Genomic DNA, 16944 nt, shown 5'->3' on the forward strand with positions numbered 1-16944 from the left:
ATGAACGATATCAGTGACCTCGCGCATCTCGCGCTGCCGCCCGACACGGAGGAGGCGCACGACCAGTTGCCCGCGAGCGCCTATTTCGACGAGGGGCTGTTCGAGCGCGAGATGGCGCGTATCTTCGCGCATTCGGCGCTATACGTGGGCCACGAACAGTCAGTGCCCGAGCGCGGCGACTGGCGGCACCTGCCGCAGGACGAAGGCGGCCGCGTGCTGGTGCGCGGTGAGCACGGCGTGCAATTGCTTTCGAATGTGTGCCGCCATCGGCAGGCGCTCATGCTGGGCGGGATGGCCGGCAATGTCAGCACCCCTGCTCAAGGCAATCTGGCCGCGAGCGGCGGCAACATCGTGTGTCCCTTGCATCGCTGGACCTACGCCCCTGGCGGCGAGCTGATCGGCGCACCCGAATTCGAGCGCAAACCGTGCCGTAATCTCGAACGCTTCGAACTCCGAAATTGTCATGGGCTGCTCTACGAGGGTCCACGCGAGCCCGCGCGCGACATGGCGCGCGTATTTGCGCGCCCGGAGTTCGACTTCTCCGGCTACGTGCTCGATCATGTCGAAACGCATACCTGCCGGTACAACTGGAAGACCTTTATCGAAGTGTATCTGGAGGATTATCACGTTGCGCCGTTCCACCCTGGGCTCGGGCGCTTCGTGACCTGCGACACGCTCGACTGGGATTTCGCCGATACGTACAGCATGCAGCGCGTGGGCGTGCACGCCGCGCTCGCGCAGCCGGGTTCCGAGATCTATCGCGCGTGGCACGACAGGCTGCTCGAGTATCGCGGCGGCGCGGCGCCCGAGTTCGGCGCCATCTGGCTCGCGTATTTCCCCACTCAGATGATCGAGCTTTACCCGCACGTGCTCGTGGTCTCGACGCTCTATCCGAAGGGCCCGCAGGAAACGCTCAACGTGGTGGAGTTTTACTACCCCGAGGAGATCGCGGCCTTCGAGCGCGAATTCATCGAGGCGCAGCGCGCCGCGTATCTGGAAACGATGATCGAGGACGACGAGATCGCCGAGCGCATGGACGCAGGACGTCTGCGGCTGAATCGGCGCGGCATCAGCGACGCCGGGCCGTATCAGTCGCCGCTTGAGGACGGCATGCGGCATTTCCATGCGTGGTACCGGCGCGCCCTCGCGGGACCGCTCGCGTGAGCCATTCGAGACCGCACAAGGGAGGCGGTTGCGCGCCGGCACGGCCAATGACTCGCTGGCCCCCGCCTTGCTCGCCGCGTCAGGCGTCAGCCGTTTCGCTCAAGCTCGGATAATCCGTATAGCCTTGCGCTGCGCCCCCGAAGAAGCCGTTGCGATCCGCCGCGTTCATCGCCGCGTTGCGCTGCAGGCGGGTCACGAAATCCGGATTCGCCAGCACCATCTGGCCGTAGGACTCCAGATCCAAAAGAATATCACAATAAATCAAAGAACTACGCCTAAATACGTTCCGCAAACATGTAAACTTTAGTGCCATAAAATCACTACACGTCGAAACAAGTGAATATTTTGCGGAACTGATTTACCGGGTTGGCCCGACCTTGTCGCCACGGCGTTTTCTCACGTAGTGCTCTGTCATGGTGACCGATGTATGGCCTAGCTGCTTTTGCGCCTGGCGGATGTCGCCAGTGTTGTCCGTCTTGTCGGTTGCCGCCTTCGCACGTAGGTCGCGGAACTGGAATGCATCGAACGGGACGTCCGCTCTGACGCGCGCCGCTTCAAATCGTTTCTGGAGCGCGTTTTGCGTAATCCGGCCGCCCTTCTCGTTGACCACTAGTGCAGTGCTCACGACCTTGTAACCACTCTTGCGCGCGCGGATCCGATCGATAACGCTCTTGAGTTCGCCCGTCACTTCCATGCGCAACTTCGTCCCGGTCTTGCCTTGATCGATGAAGAGGAACCCGCCCCGGATGTCGCGTTCGTCATAGTTGAGCGTGTCTTGCGGGCGCTGGCCGGCGAGATAGGCGAGGTCCATGGCGTCGCGCGTCGGCTCGTCGGCGCATTCGTACACCCTCGAATAGATGTCGTCCTCGACATACACATCCCGGCCTTCCTCTTCGTTCTTCTTGATGCCAGCGCAAGGGTTGGCAGCCTTCGTCAGGCCGATTTCGCGAGCGTGGTTGAAGATGTGACTGAAGAGCGCAAGCTCCCGGTTGGCGCGCACATGCCCTGCCTTGGGCGGCGGCTTCCGCTTCTTCTCCGCATACCAGGCAAGGGCCTTCCGGTGGCGCCACTTCATATATTGCTTGATGTGCTCAGGATCGATCTCATCGAGTTGCGAGTCGACGTCGAAAAACTCCTTCAAGAACACAATCTCTCTCAGATTGCCTTCTTGCGTGCGCGGTGCCTTGCCCGGGAGAACTTCTCGCATGTAGATGTCGGCGGCATCCTTGAACGTAGGCCTCGCCTGCTTGGGAGCATTCGCCCCTTCAATCTCCGCCCACTTCTTGACGGCCAAAACGAAATCTGTCCCAAGAGGTTCCTCGCGCCGCGGCTTCCCGCCATGGTCGTAGTAGTAGTACGTCGTGTCCTTCCGGTGGCGAGCGCGCATACCGGAGGGCAGGTTCGGATTCCTCGTCGGTCGGCGCCCCATGTCAGCCTCCTAACATCATGACCTTTGGTTGCCACTTCTTCCGCGGCTGCTCTGCTGATGCGGTCTTGCCTTCAATCGCCACTCGAGCGATGATCGGTCGCCCGCGAGCATTTGTCCAGAACGGGATTCCGGACGTCCGCAGCCATTCGACCTGAAGCTGTTCGCGCGTCTTGCCCCCGCGCCCCATGCGGACGCCGGTAAGCTCGCCGACTTCTTCTGCCGTCAAAAACGTATCGCTCATACCTTCTCCAATTCCTTCGCGCGAGACAGGTCGAACCGATAATGTCCGCCGCGCGTGGATTGATGCCAGCACATAAACCAGAACAAGCGGTTTTTCTGCATGGCTTCAATCAAGCTTTCGTTGCCAGACCATCCGCCCGTCGATATGCTCAAGCGGTCCTCGCCTTCTTCGGCCCAGAAGGTCGGGTAGTACCATAGCTCTCGCACGAACTCCAGCATGCTTCGGAGATCGGTGTGCGGCCACTCTGCGATCCGCTTCAATGCTTCGTCGGTCGGGTAGCCGTCGTCATCAAGATAATCTTCCATGCGTTCCTCGTTCTTTCGATAACCCGTTGTGCCGCCTCGATCATGCTGCCTGCGCCCTCGCCCAGTCGATCAATGGCGTGTCATAGCCGAGCATCAGTGGATGCTTTGGATCGCCGCTAGCCGTCAGGCCGAAGTGACGCACCGGCTTTCCGCTCGTCTGCAGCATGGCTAGAACCGTATCGAAGTCGTTGCGCATGTGTTTCGGTGCCTTGGATCGATTGCCCCAGCACGGCACAAGCACGTCTGCATCCACGATAATGCGGCCGATCTGATAAAGGTTCTCGCGCCATTGATCGGGTGTTATGAGAACGTCTGCCAAGTGCCTCACGTCCGTCGCGCGGTAGGCCGAAACGTTGCCGACGATGAAGCGCCGGCCGCCGTTGACTTTGGTGAAGCCGATCCACTTGCGCACGGTGGCATCGTCTACCGTGGCATCCGCCGTCGATGGATTGATGCCGAAGTAGGCGAACGTCAGGCCGTCCATTCCGACCTCGCGCTCAAGGCGATAGCGGTATTTGCCGCATGGGCTGATGATTGCGCTCATTTCACCCACCTCACCTTAGCCTTCCCGCACTTTGAGCACCACCCTGGCTGGAAGAATTGATACCCGTTGAACTGGACATGGTGCCAGTGATATTTGTGCCAACAAAGTTTCATTGCACCTCCCTCTCTTCCCGTTCCCGCTCCAGATCCTCGATCAGTTCAAGCGCCCACAACAAAGTTGATTCGGTACGCGGACCCCGATTCCCGTGTTCGATACACCACTTCAGTTCTGCTTTAAGTTCGGCTAGGTCTTTCATTGGCGCACCTCTTTCACGAATCTAGTCGGCGGTCGCTTTCTGATCGTGCCTTTCTTCGTTAGCATGGCTTGGCCGCATTCGTCGTCGCAGACCACAAGCACGCGCTGATAGTCAGTGACATATCCCCAACCAGCGACTTCGCAGGCGGTCATGATGTGAACGCCCAGCGAAGGCTCTTGGCCCTCCATGAGTTGCGTTTTGTCACAGGCAGCGCACTTCAGATTGAAATAGGTCATCGCACAATCTCCGCAAGCCACTTCTGCATCTGCGCGACGGCTTCTTCGAGTTCACCGGGCCATAACGCTCGGCGTTCGACCTTGGGCGCCATCTTTGCAGCCATCGCCGCGACCAGACGCAGATTGACGGCGGTTTCGTCGTTGCTTGTCATCACCCCTCCCTCTGCGCCATAGCTACGTCCTTGTGCGCGCGATATCTCACGGATCCGCCTGCCATGTTCATGCGCTCCAGCGATAGCCCCCTGGCGTCCACCAGATCACTCGGCTCCAAGATCACTGCGCCACCAGACTTACGCAGGATGCACGCGGCGATCATGAAGGCGTTGTCGAGGTCGCGCTGGAGTTGTTCGATCAAGTCGCGTGCTTCCTCGAAAGTCTTGTCACCTGGATATAGGTGCGCCAAAAACGTCAGGCGGCTGATCATGTCTTTCGTTGCTTCAGTCATCGTTCCTCCCTCCCCAGCGCCCGAATCAGATCCGAGTAATAGCTGGACGACACTCGCCCCATGATCTTCGAGCAGTATTGGGCGGCTTCTTCGAGTGCCGCGGTGCGCGAGGCTTGCCATGCCTCCCACCGATCTCGCACCTTCTCGTTGCGAAAATCGGAGCCGCCCCGGCTGCGCGTAGTCGGCTCGATGAAGTGCTCGGTGTGCCACGCCTCAAACTGTTCGCGCATGGTCATTGGCTGGCTCCTTGGGCGGCGAGCGCAACAAGCTCGTCACGCAGACCGGCAAGCCCTCTCACGTCAAGCCCTGCCGAAGCTTGTCCGTTCCAGAGCATCAGCGTCTCGATCAGGTCTTTGACTACGGTGGCGACCTGCGATACGCGATCATCGGGCTGCGGTGCCTGCGGGCAATCGTCCTCGTGCTTACCGTTGATCGGCTCACCGCAGAAAAAGCAGATCCCCGTTGAAGGCTCATCGACTGTGATCCACCGATCAATGTCTGGGTCCGTGCATTCCCAGATGCGGCCATCCTTCTGGCGACGATCTCCTTTCTGGGCGGCTGCTCGCGACCCAACCGCCTCCAGCGACGACTCCACGCCACCGCAATCCAGCGCAATCCAATTGACTTCGCGCTTCTCGTTGATCCGCAAGTTCTCTATGCTCAGCCCGTAAAGGCGGCGGTACAACTGGTACTTCTCGTCTGCCGAAGCCTCGGGCGAGCGAGTTAGGCACATCTGCCATGCGGTGAGGAAGGCTTCTTCGCGAGTGGCGTTGGGATTGCGCTCTAGGAAAATGGCGTAGGCGGATTCGGGGGATAGTGAGGTCATGGTGGGTCTCGTTAGGCGGTGCGATAGAGTGCGTCGAAGGCGGGGACATCAATATCCGATACCCATGCGCGATCACCTTCACCGAAGTGATAAGTCGCGCCGTACTTGGCACCGGGAAATGTGAAATGCGCGCTGCACCGAATGCCGTGGCCTTTCTCGGGTGGTTCAAGTTTCTCGCCATAGACGTGTACGCGCGTGATCGTGCAGCCGGGAAACTTCCCCTCGACTAGCTCGATGAGCGCGTGTTGTGCAGCCAGATTCATGCGCGCTTTGGCGTCATACCGAGCGATGCACTCTTGATGGCAAAAGACCTTTTGACCTCTGGTTACATACGCAGATGGCTCAACTTCGTTGCCATCGTCATCGATGGTGTAGTCATTAGTCACCCGCGCGTAGCAATGGCTGCATTCGAACCGCCAACCACTTTCGATGAGAGCCGAAGCTGGCACTGGACCGGGCGAATAAGCATCGAAGTGCGGTTTTCGGCGGCACGACGTGACGCTCTCCCAATCGGCATCCAGAATCGATGCTCCTTCTCGGCGTGCCGTGGCTGAGTTGGTCGTAAAGACAACGCAACTGCCGCCGTCGCCATCGTCTGTGTCGACCTGGTAGGCCTTCAGAGGTTTGTCGCTCATCACTCATCCCAAAACGCCCGCCAACCGCGAGCAAGAAGAAAAAAGCGGCCAAAATGCAGCCGCGAAAGCTGCGCCGGAGCGCGCTGAGGAGAGGGGTTAGGCGGTCACATACCGTCTTGGTTGAGCTCGCTCCAGGGAACCGATAGCGTGATCACGTTCGGCTCGCTGCGTTGGGGCTCAACCTTTCCGCCCTTCGTGAGGCACAGAATCCATGTACCGTTTGCGCTCGAACTGCTGTACAAGCCATTCGGATCGGATTGCGGAATCACTTCGAAGGCATAGCGATTCGTGCCGCCGTAGTCCTGCACCGTTGACGGATTCGTGAACTGCTCGGACTCGGGAATGCCGTATCCAACCGATCGACACAGCGGCGTATGCTCGTTGTGCATGCCGACGAGATAGGTGTACGTCTGAAGGTTCGGATCGTCGCGCTTCTCGAAGATCTCCTTATAGCGGCGCTTCTCGGTCCAGTTGACGATGGATGGCATACCTACTGCTGCGTTGGATTCGGCCTGCATACGATCCTGTTTTGCTGACTCGATCTGCTGCGTGGTCGGGGCGTTGTCGCACGATTCAGCCGTCAGGCCGAAGAATGCGGCGAGCGAAATAGCGGAGACTGCGAGGATGTTTCGCTTCATGATTAGCCCAGAGAGTTACGGAAAGATTGGATGTCAGCAGGCAAGTCGCCGCAGGTAAATCCATCGGCGTCATGCTTGAACGTGTCAGCGAGTGCGGATCGCCCAGCGGGATCGGCCGCCCGGTATTGATCGCGGATCTGGCGAAGCTCGCGCACCAGCCCATCCGTATGCGATGCCGAGCATTCGAACGTGTCATGCCGGACCTGCTCTTCTCGCGGCGAGTAGTGAGCATTCATGCGAAGCGCCAACTCTCGGCCGCCAACGATGAGAGTCAGGATTGCAGCTAGTGCGCCTAGTGCCAGGGCTGTGATTTTTAGGGTGTTCATGGTTTCCTTTGTTGGACTACGAATAAAAGAACGGCCGACTTCGACCGCGAAAGCCTCGTTTTGCGCGAGACCAGCATGAAAGGGGTTAGGCGATCTCCAGACGATCCCGTTTGACGATCTTGGCTCCCGGGACTTCGCGGCCCGCTTTGATCGCTTTCGAAATATCCGTCTTCGACGGCTTGGCCTTCGGTGTCGGCGGAGTTTTCATGAACTCGGCCGGAATCTGCGCCTCGTCGAAAATCTCTACGGCGGCATCACGTTCGACGTACAACTTGGCGCTGAACGTTCCGTCATGCGCAGAAACCTCGCTGATGCCCGAGCGCTTCATGCTCGTCGCCAGGTATTCGCGAAGCTTCTCTGTGCGCTTCTCGATGGCTGCTGCGCGCTGATTGATGCGCTCGATGTGATCCGACATTGCCTTGACGAGCGATTCCTGATTCAGGATGTAGGCGCAAACGCCAACGCCCTTATCTTTCGTGAGTGCCAGCGCTTCGACCAGCGCTTCGGACAGTTCGCCTGTCTCGGGATCGATTGCATCCGGGCTGGACAGGATCTGCTCAACCTGCGATGACAGGGTGTAGAGGGAAAGTGATTGGGTCATGATGGCCTCAGTAGGGTACGTCGCTATCTTCGAATGCGGGCTGCTGTGGATGCTCCAGCGCTTCCTTGCGGTCATCCTTCGCGTCCGTGAATTGCTTCTCGGCCGCTGTGTCGTGGATGGCTGTAGCCGCCCGGTACGCTGCCGCATACGCAGTCTTGAGGGCGTCCATGTCGGCGGCGGCTTCAATCGCTGCTTTGTGGTCCGCAATCTGCTCCTCGCTCAGAACTTCCTTGATCGGCTCAGCGCCAGACTCAAGCCACTCGCGGAGCATCGTGCCGGTTGCTTCGGTGATCTTGAACGGGTCGCGGCCAGCGAAAAGCCCGGTGCGATCCTTGGACGGCAACGCATAGTTGGAGTCGTGCTGAATGTCGAGAATCGCGGTCAGCTCGTATTCGAATCCGTCGCGCTGCTCGGCCTTCATGCCCAGCTTGACCACCTTCTTGCGGCCGTTTTCCTCGACCTGTGCCGTTTCCGTCTTGCTGCGCATGGTGATGATGATGTGCAGCGGTGAGCGCAGAATCGAGTCGATAAACGCGCGGTGCCGCGGCGTCACGACATTCCACGCCGACCAGGTGTTTCCCTTGAATTTCGCCTGGGCGATCTGGTCGACAAGCTCAAGGCAGCCGCCTACGCCCGACCATTCGTGCGTCACGCTATCGATAATCAGCGTGTCGTATCCGCCCTCCTCAGCCTCTTTCATCGCCTTGATGAAGTGTTCCGGCGTGTAGGGCGGGTCGAGGTCTTGCGAGTCGAAATCGAAGCCGTACTTCGGATTGTCGGCATATAGATTGGCGGAACCTTTCTCTGTATCAATCAGGGCAATCTTGCCGCCCAGCCCCTTAGCGATGAGGAGCGCTCCAAGGGTCTTCCCAGAACCCGAAGGGCCGGTAATTCCCAAGCGAAGTTTCGACTTCTTCCGTACTGCCTTCGTGAATGCCATGATTGCTCTCCAAGTCGGGCGCAGTGGTTATCCCTTGTTGCGTCCCGTACGATTGATTGATCTGGCGGATTTCCCACCATTCCAGACTGTCTAATGCTTGCTGCTGCTCTCTTTCTTGCTCTAGCTGGGCCATCGAATAATCGGGCCCGTCATCGGGGCTCATGAGATGACCTCCGTTTCCGCCATCGCCGTCAGCCGATCAAACAACTCATCGGCATCGCTGAAAACTCGATACGCATCATCAGCGGTGGCGCAGTGAGTAAAGCCGATGTCGTGCAGATGGTGATAGTCCGCGCCGATCTTCACGCAAGTCACCTTGCCGTCATGCACTGGATAGTCCAGATAGGAGCATCCACGGTGGAATGGCAGAACCTGCGTTGCGTCCTGCCAGAGATTCGGCCCATCGAACTTGCTGAAGTGCGGATGACTTGGGTAGATGTATGCATAGACGGCCCAGCGATGCGGTCCCTCGTATTCATCCTCCGTCCCGTAGTGCCGGCTGATCTCGATGGCGAACATCTTTCCTCGGCGCGTCCAGATGTCTTTGTGCTTCCAGGATTCGACGCTCATCATTGACTCCTTGTCGTGGCGAGTTGCCATCTAATTTGCGCGTCTTCGGATCGGTCCCACTGGATAGCTACCAGTGCAGCGAAAGCTATGAACACTGCTGCAACGGTCCAGAGAAGCCTGCTGTGGTTCGGCGGCTGGGTGGGGTGTCTCATGGTCTGTCATCTCCACACGCCGACAATCGCATCCGGGTTGGCAATGCATGCCTCCAGATACTTTGCGATCCACGGCACGAAGTTTTCGTACTTACCCCAGCCGTTCGGGGCGTTGAACTGCTCGTAGTGGCTTGGGCGGCGAACCATGTCCGCAAGCCCAATCTGGAGCGCTTCGATCAACTGGCTGGCCTTCGTGACGCTGATTTCGTCGGGACGCCAGAGATGCATGTAGATGCCAGCTTCGCGAGCCATCGCGCCAAGGTTGTGCGTGATGTTCGCGGAGTAGATTTCTGCACCCTCGCCATCGGTCAGATAGACGTCGAGGCTCATGGAAGTTTTGCCCCCGTCCGTTCGTTGTATCGCCCCTTCTCCGGGCTATTGGCTCGGCTAAGTACGTACTTGTCGCCCAGCAATTCGATCATCCGGAGTCGCGCCAACTTCTCGGCTGCTGCGCGTTGCTCTGCTGGGTCGAGTTCTGCCGTCATGTGGCGGCAATCGTGAAGTCCTTTCATGTCAACCTCCAATAAGCTGAAAGACCGGCCGCACGACCGAGAGCGCCGCGTCGATTGCCGAATCGCCAAATTCGATAAAGAACGCCAGGCAAGCGCCGCCTACCAGCAATCCAAGAAAGACGCATAGGCCTAGAACAAGGTCGCAGGCAAAGCTCATGTCGTCAGGGGTGAATTCGTTCACTTGTGGTCTCCGCAACTGCTCACGCCCTCATTGCCCGGTCCCAGCTCGCGACCGCACTGGCTGCAGTACGTTTGCGGGAAGCGGGGTTGGGCCAGCACCTTCAGATATCCATCTCGGGCCGCGATAGCCGCTTGCATCCCCGCGCTATCGTTATCGACCGCGAAATTCCAGCCAGCTTTCATACCGGCGATATATGCGCTGTCGTAGAGGGCATCAGCGCGCTCATCGATTTCGCTCATGGCCGCTACCTCCAACTCTGACCAGAAAGAATTTTGTACACTTGCGTAGTCGAAATTCCGAACCGCTCAGCAAGCATCTTTTGTGTTATTTCGCGTGGTCTATAAGACTTACGGATCTCTTCTGCTTGCGATTGCGTTATTTTTGCTCCGGCGTTTCGATCGCCCCGGGCAGATCCGTCCCTGCCTTTTGCATGTCGATCGGCTGCATTGTCCTTATTGGCCCCTTTGAATAGATGCTTTGGATTCACGCACCTCGGGTTGTCGCAACGATGCAAACAAAGCAACTCCCCTAACGGGCCAATGTTCAATTCGTATGAAACTCGATTTGCACGAATCTCGGAGTTGCGCCTTGCCACTAACCTTCCGTAGCCGTCTCGGTCAACTGCTCCTATCCAAGGCCAGCAGGCATCCTCTCCGGCAGATCTATCTACCTTTTCCCAGAAACGCGTTATTAGATCTGCATTAATGTTGATGATCCGCATATTCAAATTCCCTAGATCGATTGCACTTCAAGACCCAACATTGCAGCCTCATCCTTCGCAGCCTTGGCGCGCTGTTTGATGGCCTCCTGAATCGCGCGAATTAGCACCTCATCCTTGGCGCGGAATACGATGTTCTTGGCGCGAAGGGTTATCGTGCCGTCGAAGTGTTCGTCGAAGGCGAGGACCAAATCGGCGTTGTCCAGTTCTAGGCCGCCCTCGCAGTGGATGACGGCGGCTAGTTCTATGTGTTCAGTCACGTTGGACTCCTAAATAGTGTGTAGCCCTGACGGAACGAGGCCGGAGGTGATCCCGGCTTGCGGGGTGGCACTGATCCCGCGCTTGTACGGCATACGCCGCTCATACCACCTATCACCGGCACTTGCAGAGTCCGGTTGCGATCTTGCTGCGCATCACCACTGCGCTATGCTCGTTCCGTCAGGGCGCCCGTATCGCAGGGCCGGCGGCTCGCTATGGAAGCTCCACCCGGATTGCCAGTTCCGGCAGTGTGTTGCGGCTGCATGTTCCTTGGCGCCGTCATCTGGTTAGCGAGGGTGGGTACTCCTCAACCATCGGGCAAGTGCGAACCCATGCGGTCTGTCGTGCCGCTCTCAACGGGCGAAACTCAGCCTGATTTAAATTGCGTCCATTACTTCATGGCTCGGCCCTCGGTCATTGCCCCGAACGTTCGGCGGGTCGGGATTCGCCCTCAAGGTCACTCAATGCCCCGCTGCCGAGACGGGGAAGGTTCGCTCTCGTCCTTGCCGCGATGCATCAGTTCGATCTCTCGCGATGGGGACTGCTGCCGGCGTTGCTCGTTACTCTGTGACGGTTTCGCGTTCGTCGCGCAGCACGTCATCGATGCTGCGGCCTTCTTCGTCGCACCAATCGAACCAGTCGGTCTCGCCATCAGGGCCGACCTCTTCCTGTTGAACTAGACCACCCGCATTGCAGTAATCGCCCTTGATGCGGTTCTCGTACTGGAAAATGTCGTAATCGGCCAGTACGGTCAGGATCTTCTTGGCCTCATCCACGCTCTCAACCGGCACTTCGAACGATTTGCCGGGGATCTGCGGAATCCACCATACTTTTAGTTGTTGGGTCATGTCAGTCATCGTCCTCGTCCTCGTCTTCGTCCGACTCTTCGTCAGCGTCGTAGTAATCGAACGGGTTGTAACCGCTGATCGTGCCGTCGCCCATGATCTCGATGAACTTGGCGATGAAGTCTTGATCCTCGGTGCGGATCTCGAAACACTCGGCGTCCATTTCGAGGGATACCTCGGAGTGCTTGCCTAGCACTTCGCCGAAATAGACCTCTTTGCCGTACAGCTTTTCGAGGTCCGCCTTCTCGCACACGAAAATGCCGCTCAGAGTGCCGCTGCGGCCATAGTCGACGCCCAACTCAACGATTACTTTCATACTTCCTCCTTTGGAAAATCCTTCCACGAAAGCGTTCTCGCCCGCTTCATCCGATCCGGTATGTGATCAGCCGTCGCGCCGTGGATAAACGCCCACGCGAACATCACCACGATGAACCAGATGCCAAATCCGGTTACGACCTTTTCTGCGAAGTTCATGGCGCTACTCCTCGATTTCGACGGGCACGGCGCGAGCAATCAGCCAATCTTCGGCGCCGCTCGTCATCTGAATGGCGTAATCTTCAGTGTCGTGATAGGCGCACTCGTGATGAGCACCGCGCCTGTAGAGGTTCACGTACACGGTGCGTTTCCGTGGAACTGCGAACAGAGCATCTTCGTTCACAACCTCAACGAAGCTAGTCCCGCCCACCGCCTGAAACTCGACAACGTGGCGCCCGTCTTCCAGCTTGGCTAGGTAGCGCGCCTGTTCGATTGAGCGCTGGAATCGTTTCGCAATCACCTTGTCGCCCAACTGGGCCGACTCAGCATTGAATGGCTTCAACATGGGTATTCCCTATCCGTAGCTAAGACCCTCGTACTCAGCAAGCCGTTTGCTGTAGCAATTGCCGCAGCAAACGGTAGTGAATGAGGGCCAATAGTTCACGCGTTTCTTGACATCGGGCTGCAACGTCTCGCACTCGTCGCAGCGATCTAAGACCTTCACTTCCAGAGGGCGGCGGCGCCAGGCTTCGGTTGTCATGGTTCGTCCGCGTCGATGGCTTCGAGAAGGTCGAGGTCGGTCTCGGTCAACGGCGAGCAATCCGAGCAAACCAGATCTCGATCTCCTCGCATGAGGCGCAGCCCAGCCATCGCCGCGGAGTGAGACGACAGCGTTCCAAGCCAGCGGTCACCGCAATAGATCGTGCCGCTCACAATCGTCATGTTTTGATTCCAGTCCATGTCATCACCTCACTGAAAACACAAGCGGCTCATATCAACAGTGCGGAGATAGCGCCAGCGGCCGCTGCACAGCGCATATTCCGAGTAGATCCATGCCGCCGCTTGATGTGGGCGGATGACTGTGTGGACTTGCATCGTTGTCCCCTATCAGGCCGACTCGGCCTTTTGGCACTCCAGCATCCCGTTCTCGTAGCGATAGCGATGGTCCTGCGCGCCCAAGGAGCATTCCAGCCAATCCTTGAAGTCGTAACTAGGCGCGGGATCGCCTTCGGCCATGCAGTATTGCTTGAACCGCAGATACCGTAGGTACATGCTTGTTGCGAGGCATTCCATGTCGGTCTCCTGTCCGCTAGTGCGGATGGGTTAGGCGGCTAAAAGTTAGCGATTCTCTGCCCCAGAACTTCCGAGTATTCGTTCATGATCGAAAGCTGGTAGACGAGACGCCCGGCTTCTGCATTGGGGAGGTCCTGAAAGATCGCGTTAGAGGGATGGACGAACGCCGCGAGCTTTCCGATCTTCGCGTCAAGTTCGGCCTTCTCGTCGACCACTCGTTGTTGGTGAGGCGCGTATGTCATGGCCTATCCTAAAGAGGGTTAATCGAGAGAATGGGTTAATAAACCAGAAGGATTCGCCCAACCCGCAAACCGACACGCTCGCAATAGGCGCTCAGCTTCTCGATCGCCTCATCCTTCGTGGAGGCGTCAACTGCGGACACGTCAATCAGTCCATCGACTTCGTGACGGATAGTCCAGGTTCTGTCTTTCATGTCAGTCTCCAATAAGGAGTACTACGAATAAGGGAGTTAACAACCTCAAGTCCCAACGCTCAGTTCTCATATGGCAGAGATTTTCGGAGCGATGTCGTGATCGGCGAAGGGGCCCAGTCTTCGTGCTGAACGTGTGGGCTTGAGGGTGCTGGGTGCCGGTTACGTAGTCCGGCGTATGCTTCGCTACGGCATACCGTCCGTGGGCCTATCATGAAGCGCCGAAGGGCAGCTACCCCCAAAAACAAAGGCTCGGCAGTGACGTCTTTATCACTCGTCCACCAGCGAGTCGCACACACCGGCAGAGTTTGCTGTCTGCCTACCTGGGTGCACTTTCGGTACAGTTGCTCAGTGAATGGCGCTGTGGCCGCTCGTCTAGTCGGCTGACAACCACTATTTCGCCCGCTGCTTGTGCATGTGCCACAGAGCCGTTTGCGGTCCTACTTCCTCTCTGTGCGCGTGTCGCATCCACGCCGCTCCAACGCCATTCATTGAACAACCAGGCGGCTCGTTGCGGGCAACTCCCATCCGAAGATGGCTCCGCGCTCACGTCCGCTCTTCAATCCGCATGCAATTCTATAGGCGCTCTGGCACCCAGGTTGCATACGGATAGCCTCTGATCTTCATTCCGTGGGTAGAGGGTTGCGCCACGCTCCTATTACCCATTGGGCTATCGGAGTCCCCGGCTCTCGCCGGCTGGTATCGCTTGCGTCAGGTTTAAAGAACGCCCGGAGACTTTCCGGGTAGCGCCGTTGCGCTTAGACTTACTGGTCTCTTCAGTGCGGGCCTAACCCGCAGACCGCCGAGGCGGTTTCGACCTGTTACTTACCCTTCCCGCTGCACGTCGAACAAACGCGGAGCTTTCCGTCCGGTGCCCAAGGGTCCTCATACCCGCAGCCGTGGCAATCGACGCAGATCGTTGCGGCCTCGACGTTTTCGGGCGTCGGAGCTTCGTAGGGCTGGCTGCGCACCAAGCTCAAACGCGCGCCGCGATCCTGCATTTCCCGGTAGAACGGCTGCGACTTCCACTCATCCACGCTCACGCACTTCGAAAGCGGCTTGCGAGCGATCATCGCGGCGTCGTCTGTCGGCAGAGCTTCGATCGAGGCGAACATGCCGAAGACGTTGTAGGCGTAGTGCGCTTGCGAAGCGTCGGTCGGAAGTTCAGCCTTCACCCAGGAGCCATCGTGGAAGGTGATCTTGCAGATTGCGGTTTGCATGTTCATCTCCACTCGTTGTGTGTTTGCTGCGTGCTTCGGTATGACTGAAGTATAGGAAATCTAGACTCTAGGAGTCAAGAAAAACTAGACATCGAATTTGTAACAACGGGAAGGCGTGAAAAAGCCCGCGCTCGGCGGGCCTTTGGAGGGGAGTTACTACGCCCGGGATTCGGGCGGCTGTCGCAGGTTACTGCGGCAGACTTAAGACGGGTTGCGCCGTGGACTAGCTATCTGAAGACTCTGACTTTGGCTTGGGCGCGGAAACCTTGGCGGCACCATATCCGCCCGCACCGCCCGCGAAGAACGCAAATGCGAGCTTTAACGCCTCCATTACGAAGGCATCCTTGTTCATTTTCAGGGCCAGATAGGTAAAAACAAGAACCAGTATGATGACGGCGCCAGCGAAGATGAATTTCATCTTGGTCATACTTCGGCTATGACCACGATCCTTCTCGAGATCGCGCTCTTGGGCCGCGAGCATTTCGCCGGCATGCTTCGCCTGGTGCTCCAGCTCTTTTGCGCGGATCGTCAGTTCCTGCTGACGCAGCCCCTGCTCACGCGTCTGTAGCTCAATGAACTTCTCGAAGGTCTCGGGTTTGAGAGCTACATCCCGGCCCGTTTGATTATTGTTGCCTCCCGCCATCTGGTTCCTTTTTCTCACAAGGTCTTATAGATGGGCCGGGTATAGGTGACGCGGAATGACCCAAAGTCTTTCGTTCCGAGCCGGCCAGGTACAACCTTAGATTCCTTGATCATCGACGGCTTGGTCGTCATAAGCTTCAGAAACTCGGATGGCGTCAGAATTTCCGATTCGACCGGTAGCACATCGATTGCTTGGCTGAGGTGACTCATGACATCCCCCAAAAAATGCTTGACTTGCCCAAAGTATACCAAATTGGTCAAGACGTTAGTGCCTGGCTAACCCTAGTCCGGCCGCCACTTCGATGGCTTTGCGATGCCGCCAACATAGTGCATCTTTTCAACTTCCTCATCAGGGATCGAGATCCGGCCGTGCGATGCATTGACGGACGCCAGATGCAAACGCCCGCTGGCCCGGTACAGGAATTCCTTGACCATCACGCGACCATCGACGGATTTCACCATGACTTCATCACCAGGCTGAACCGGGTGATTGGGCTCGACAATCACATACTCGCCAGGTCGAATTCGGGGCAGCATCGATTCGCCTTCGCACTGTAATGCGTAGGCATCAGGGTCTGTAGTCGGCCAGTCCACATAGCCGTCACCATGCCCAACAGCATATTCAATGTCCGCCCAGTATCCGTTATCACCAAGTTGAGCCATGCCCACCACTGCTAGTCCCCGCCACTTACCGACCGGCTTGGGGCGGTAGTCGTGGCTATACGCCGCGAGGGCTCGTGGATCTTCCCCGGGCTCCGGGCTTTGTTCTTCGGAATGCGGCGCGAGGGCTTTTTTCTCCCCTATGCCTGCCAGAATCCAGGCCACGCTGTAACCAAACTCGTTCTGGATGCAAACCGCATCTTCGACGCTTGCCGCTCCATCTCGAAGCCACGCGTCCACGCGTTCAGCCGGCATCTTCAGTCGCACGGCGAATGCATGTGCGTCCAAGCCGTTCTCTTGCAGCATCTCTTCGAGTCGCGCACGAATCGGCTTGCCTGTTGCGGGCGAAGGGTTCCCTTCGCCAGTCGTATCCGGCAACGGCAGGTTTGCCAACGCAGCCATCTCTTGGATCTGAGCATAGCTGGGCTCGTGCCTGCCATTTTCCCAAGCAGACACGTTTCCTTTGCTCACACCGAGCCTTTCCCCGAGCTGCTCCTGTGTTAGAGCGGCCTTCTTTCGGGCGGCGCGGATCCATAGTTTGATTTCCATGCGCGGAGGGTATAGGAAATCTAAACGCAGCGGGTCTAGTTTTTCTTTACTTCTTGGTCTAGTAAATCTATAC

The 16944-nt window shown here is 57.8% G+C and carries 34 protein-coding genes and 1 pseudogene; 1 reads left to right on the top strand and 34 read right to left on the bottom strand.

Annotated features, from left to right (window positions below; all coding sequences use genetic code 11):
- The gene (locus tag U5A57_RS20555; protein ID WP_321913507.1) at positions 1-1164 is read left to right on the top strand and encodes an aromatic ring-hydroxylating dioxygenase subunit alpha; all 1164 of its coding nucleotides are present in this window, start codon (positions 1-3) and stop codon (positions 1162-1164) included.
- 79 nt (positions 1165-1243) lie between these two features.
- On the opposite strand, the pseudogene U5A57_RS20560 reads toward U5A57_RS20555, so the two are convergent.
- From U5A57_RS20560 to U5A57_RS20725, 34 genes and pseudogenes are all read right to left on the bottom strand, one after another.
- Positions 1244-1405 (bottom strand): annotated as a pseudogene (locus U5A57_RS20560) (alkene reductase); the annotation flags it as partial.
- A 117-nt stretch (positions 1406-1522) separates the two neighbouring features.
- Positions 1523-2593: a tyrosine-type recombinase/integrase gene (locus U5A57_RS20565; protein ID WP_321913508.1), complete on the bottom strand. Its 1071-nt coding sequence runs from the start codon at positions 2591-2593 to the stop codon at positions 1523-1525.
- Position 2594: 1 nt separating this feature from the next.
- The gene (locus U5A57_RS20570) at positions 2595-2834 is read right to left on the bottom strand and encodes a DUF4224 domain-containing protein (protein WP_321913509.1); all 240 of its coding nucleotides are present in this window, start codon (positions 2832-2834) and stop codon (positions 2595-2597) included.
- Positions 2831-3139: a hypothetical protein gene (locus U5A57_RS20575; protein WP_321913510.1), complete on the bottom strand. Its 309-nt coding sequence runs from the start codon at positions 3137-3139 to the stop codon at positions 2831-2833. Before U5A57_RS20575 ends, U5A57_RS20570 begins: the two co-directional genes overlap by 4 nt.
- A gap of 40 nt (positions 3140-3179) precedes the next feature.
- On the bottom strand, positions 3180-3683 hold the full coding sequence (locus tag U5A57_RS20580) for a DUF1643 domain-containing protein (RefSeq protein WP_321913511.1): 504 nt from the start codon (positions 3681-3683) through the stop codon (positions 3180-3182).
- Between the two features lie 109 nt (positions 3684-3792).
- Positions 3793-3939, bottom strand: a complete 147-nt coding sequence (locus U5A57_RS20585; RefSeq protein WP_321913512.1) for a hypothetical protein — start codon at positions 3937-3939, stop codon at positions 3793-3795.
- Positions 3936-4175, bottom strand: coding sequence for a hypothetical protein (locus U5A57_RS20590; RefSeq protein ID WP_321913513.1), 240 nt, complete (start codon positions 4173-4175; stop codon positions 3936-3938). The genes U5A57_RS20585 and U5A57_RS20590 overlap by 4 nt, the downstream gene beginning before the upstream one ends.
- Entirely contained in the window at positions 4172-4327 is a 156-nt protein-coding gene (locus U5A57_RS20595) for a hypothetical protein (protein ID WP_321913514.1), read from the bottom strand. The genes U5A57_RS20590 and U5A57_RS20595 overlap by 4 nt, the downstream gene beginning before the upstream one ends.
- The gene (locus U5A57_RS20600; protein WP_321913515.1) at positions 4327-4620 is read right to left on the bottom strand and encodes a hypothetical protein; all 294 of its coding nucleotides are present in this window, start codon (positions 4618-4620) and stop codon (positions 4327-4329) included. Before U5A57_RS20600 ends, U5A57_RS20595 begins: the two co-directional genes overlap by 1 nt.
- Complete coding sequence (locus tag U5A57_RS20605; RefSeq protein WP_321913516.1) at positions 4617-4856, bottom strand: hypothetical protein; 240 nt, start codon at positions 4854-4856, stop codon at positions 4617-4619. Before U5A57_RS20605 ends, U5A57_RS20600 begins: the two co-directional genes overlap by 4 nt.
- Complete coding sequence (locus U5A57_RS20610) at positions 4853-5446, bottom strand: hypothetical protein (RefSeq protein WP_321913517.1); 594 nt, start codon at positions 5444-5446, stop codon at positions 4853-4855. Before U5A57_RS20610 ends, U5A57_RS20605 begins: the two co-directional genes overlap by 4 nt.
- 11 nt (positions 5447-5457) lie before the next feature.
- The gene (locus U5A57_RS20615) at positions 5458-6081 is read right to left on the bottom strand and encodes a hypothetical protein (protein WP_321913518.1); all 624 of its coding nucleotides are present in this window, start codon (positions 6079-6081) and stop codon (positions 5458-5460) included.
- A 104-nt stretch (positions 6082-6185) separates the two neighbouring features.
- On the bottom strand, positions 6186-6719 hold the full coding sequence (locus tag U5A57_RS20620) for a hypothetical protein (RefSeq protein WP_321913519.1): 534 nt from the start codon (positions 6717-6719) through the stop codon (positions 6186-6188).
- A gap of 2 nt (positions 6720-6721) precedes the next feature.
- Complete coding sequence (locus U5A57_RS20625; RefSeq protein ID WP_321913520.1) at positions 6722-7045, bottom strand: hypothetical protein; 324 nt, start codon at positions 7043-7045, stop codon at positions 6722-6724.
- Between the two features lie 85 nt (positions 7046-7130).
- The gene (locus U5A57_RS20630; RefSeq protein WP_321913521.1) at positions 7131-7646 is read right to left on the bottom strand and encodes a siphovirus Gp157 family protein; all 516 of its coding nucleotides are present in this window, start codon (positions 7644-7646) and stop codon (positions 7131-7133) included.
- A 7-nt stretch (positions 7647-7653) separates the two neighbouring features.
- Positions 7654-8586, bottom strand: coding sequence for an ATP-binding protein (locus U5A57_RS20635; RefSeq protein WP_321913522.1), 933 nt, complete (start codon positions 8584-8586; stop codon positions 7654-7656).
- A 159-nt stretch (positions 8587-8745) separates the two neighbouring features.
- Complete coding sequence (locus U5A57_RS20640) at positions 8746-9156, bottom strand: hypothetical protein (RefSeq protein WP_321913523.1); 411 nt, start codon at positions 9154-9156, stop codon at positions 8746-8748.
- Between the two features lie 158 nt (positions 9157-9314).
- Complete coding sequence (locus U5A57_RS20645; protein ID WP_321913524.1) at positions 9315-9638, bottom strand: hypothetical protein; 324 nt, start codon at positions 9636-9638, stop codon at positions 9315-9317.
- Positions 9635-9820, bottom strand: coding sequence for a hypothetical protein (locus tag U5A57_RS20650; RefSeq protein WP_321913525.1), 186 nt, complete (start codon positions 9818-9820; stop codon positions 9635-9637). The genes U5A57_RS20645 and U5A57_RS20650 overlap by 4 nt, the downstream gene beginning before the upstream one ends.
- A 1-nt stretch (position 9821) precedes the next feature.
- Positions 9822-10001: a hypothetical protein gene (locus U5A57_RS20655; RefSeq protein WP_321913526.1), complete on the bottom strand. Its 180-nt coding sequence runs from the start codon at positions 9999-10001 to the stop codon at positions 9822-9824.
- Positions 9998-10240 (bottom strand): hypothetical protein, encoded by a 243-nt coding sequence (locus U5A57_RS20660; RefSeq protein WP_321913527.1) that lies wholly within the window; start codon positions 10238-10240, stop codon positions 9998-10000. Before U5A57_RS20660 ends, U5A57_RS20655 begins: the two co-directional genes overlap by 4 nt.
- A 493-nt stretch (positions 10241-10733) precedes the next feature.
- Positions 10734-10979, bottom strand: a complete 246-nt coding sequence (locus U5A57_RS20665; protein ID WP_321913528.1) for a hypothetical protein — start codon at positions 10977-10979, stop codon at positions 10734-10736.
- A 558-nt stretch (positions 10980-11537) separates the two neighbouring features.
- Entirely contained in the window at positions 11538-11834 is a 297-nt protein-coding gene (locus U5A57_RS20670; protein WP_321913529.1) for a hypothetical protein, read from the bottom strand.
- Positions 11827-12138, bottom strand: a complete 312-nt coding sequence (locus tag U5A57_RS20675; RefSeq protein WP_321913530.1) for a hypothetical protein — start codon at positions 12136-12138, stop codon at positions 11827-11829. Before U5A57_RS20675 ends, U5A57_RS20670 begins: the two co-directional genes overlap by 8 nt.
- Complete coding sequence (locus tag U5A57_RS20680; protein WP_321913531.1) at positions 12135-12296, bottom strand: hypothetical protein; 162 nt, start codon at positions 12294-12296, stop codon at positions 12135-12137. Before U5A57_RS20680 ends, U5A57_RS20675 begins: the two co-directional genes overlap by 4 nt.
- Positions 12297-12300: 4 nt before the next feature.
- Positions 12301-12642 carry a hypothetical protein gene (locus U5A57_RS20685; RefSeq protein WP_321913532.1) on the bottom strand — a complete coding sequence of 114 codons (342 nt, stop codon included), beginning with the start codon at positions 12640-12642 and terminating at the stop codon, positions 12301-12303.
- Between the two features lie 191 nt (positions 12643-12833).
- Entirely contained in the window at positions 12834-13037 is a 204-nt protein-coding gene (locus tag U5A57_RS20690; RefSeq protein WP_321913533.1) for a hypothetical protein, read from the bottom strand.
- A 147-nt stretch (positions 13038-13184) separates the two neighbouring features.
- Positions 13185-13370 (bottom strand): hypothetical protein, encoded by a 186-nt coding sequence (locus U5A57_RS20695; protein WP_321913534.1) that lies wholly within the window; start codon positions 13368-13370, stop codon positions 13185-13187.
- Positions 13371-13408: 38 nt separating this feature from the next.
- Positions 13409-13612, bottom strand: coding sequence for a crAss001_48 related protein (locus U5A57_RS20700; protein ID WP_321913535.1), 204 nt, complete (start codon positions 13610-13612; stop codon positions 13409-13411).
- A gap of 35 nt (positions 13613-13647) precedes the next feature.
- Entirely contained in the window at positions 13648-13803 is a 156-nt protein-coding gene (locus U5A57_RS20705; protein ID WP_321913536.1) for a hypothetical protein, read from the bottom strand.
- An 818-nt stretch (positions 13804-14621) separates the two neighbouring features.
- A complete protein-coding gene (locus U5A57_RS20710; RefSeq protein ID WP_321913537.1) occupies positions 14622-15020 on the bottom strand; it encodes a hypothetical protein in 399 nt (132 codons plus the stop codon).
- 223 nt (positions 15021-15243) lie between these two features.
- On the bottom strand, positions 15244-15663 hold the full coding sequence (locus U5A57_RS20715) for a hypothetical protein (protein ID WP_321913538.1): 420 nt from the start codon (positions 15661-15663) through the stop codon (positions 15244-15246).
- Positions 15664-15677: 14 nt separating this feature from the next.
- Entirely contained in the window at positions 15678-15872 is a 195-nt protein-coding gene (locus tag U5A57_RS20720; protein WP_321913539.1) for a hypothetical protein, read from the bottom strand.
- 72 nt (positions 15873-15944) lie between these two features.
- The gene (locus U5A57_RS20725) at positions 15945-16871 is read right to left on the bottom strand and encodes a S24 family peptidase (protein ID WP_321913540.1); all 927 of its coding nucleotides are present in this window, start codon (positions 16869-16871) and stop codon (positions 15945-15947) included.
- Between the last annotated feature and the right edge of the window lie 73 nt (positions 16872-16944).

The organism is Paraburkholderia sp. J11-2 (assembly GCF_905220185.1).
Classification (GTDB): domain Bacteria; phylum Pseudomonadota; class Gammaproteobacteria; order Burkholderiales; family Burkholderiaceae; genus Paraburkholderia.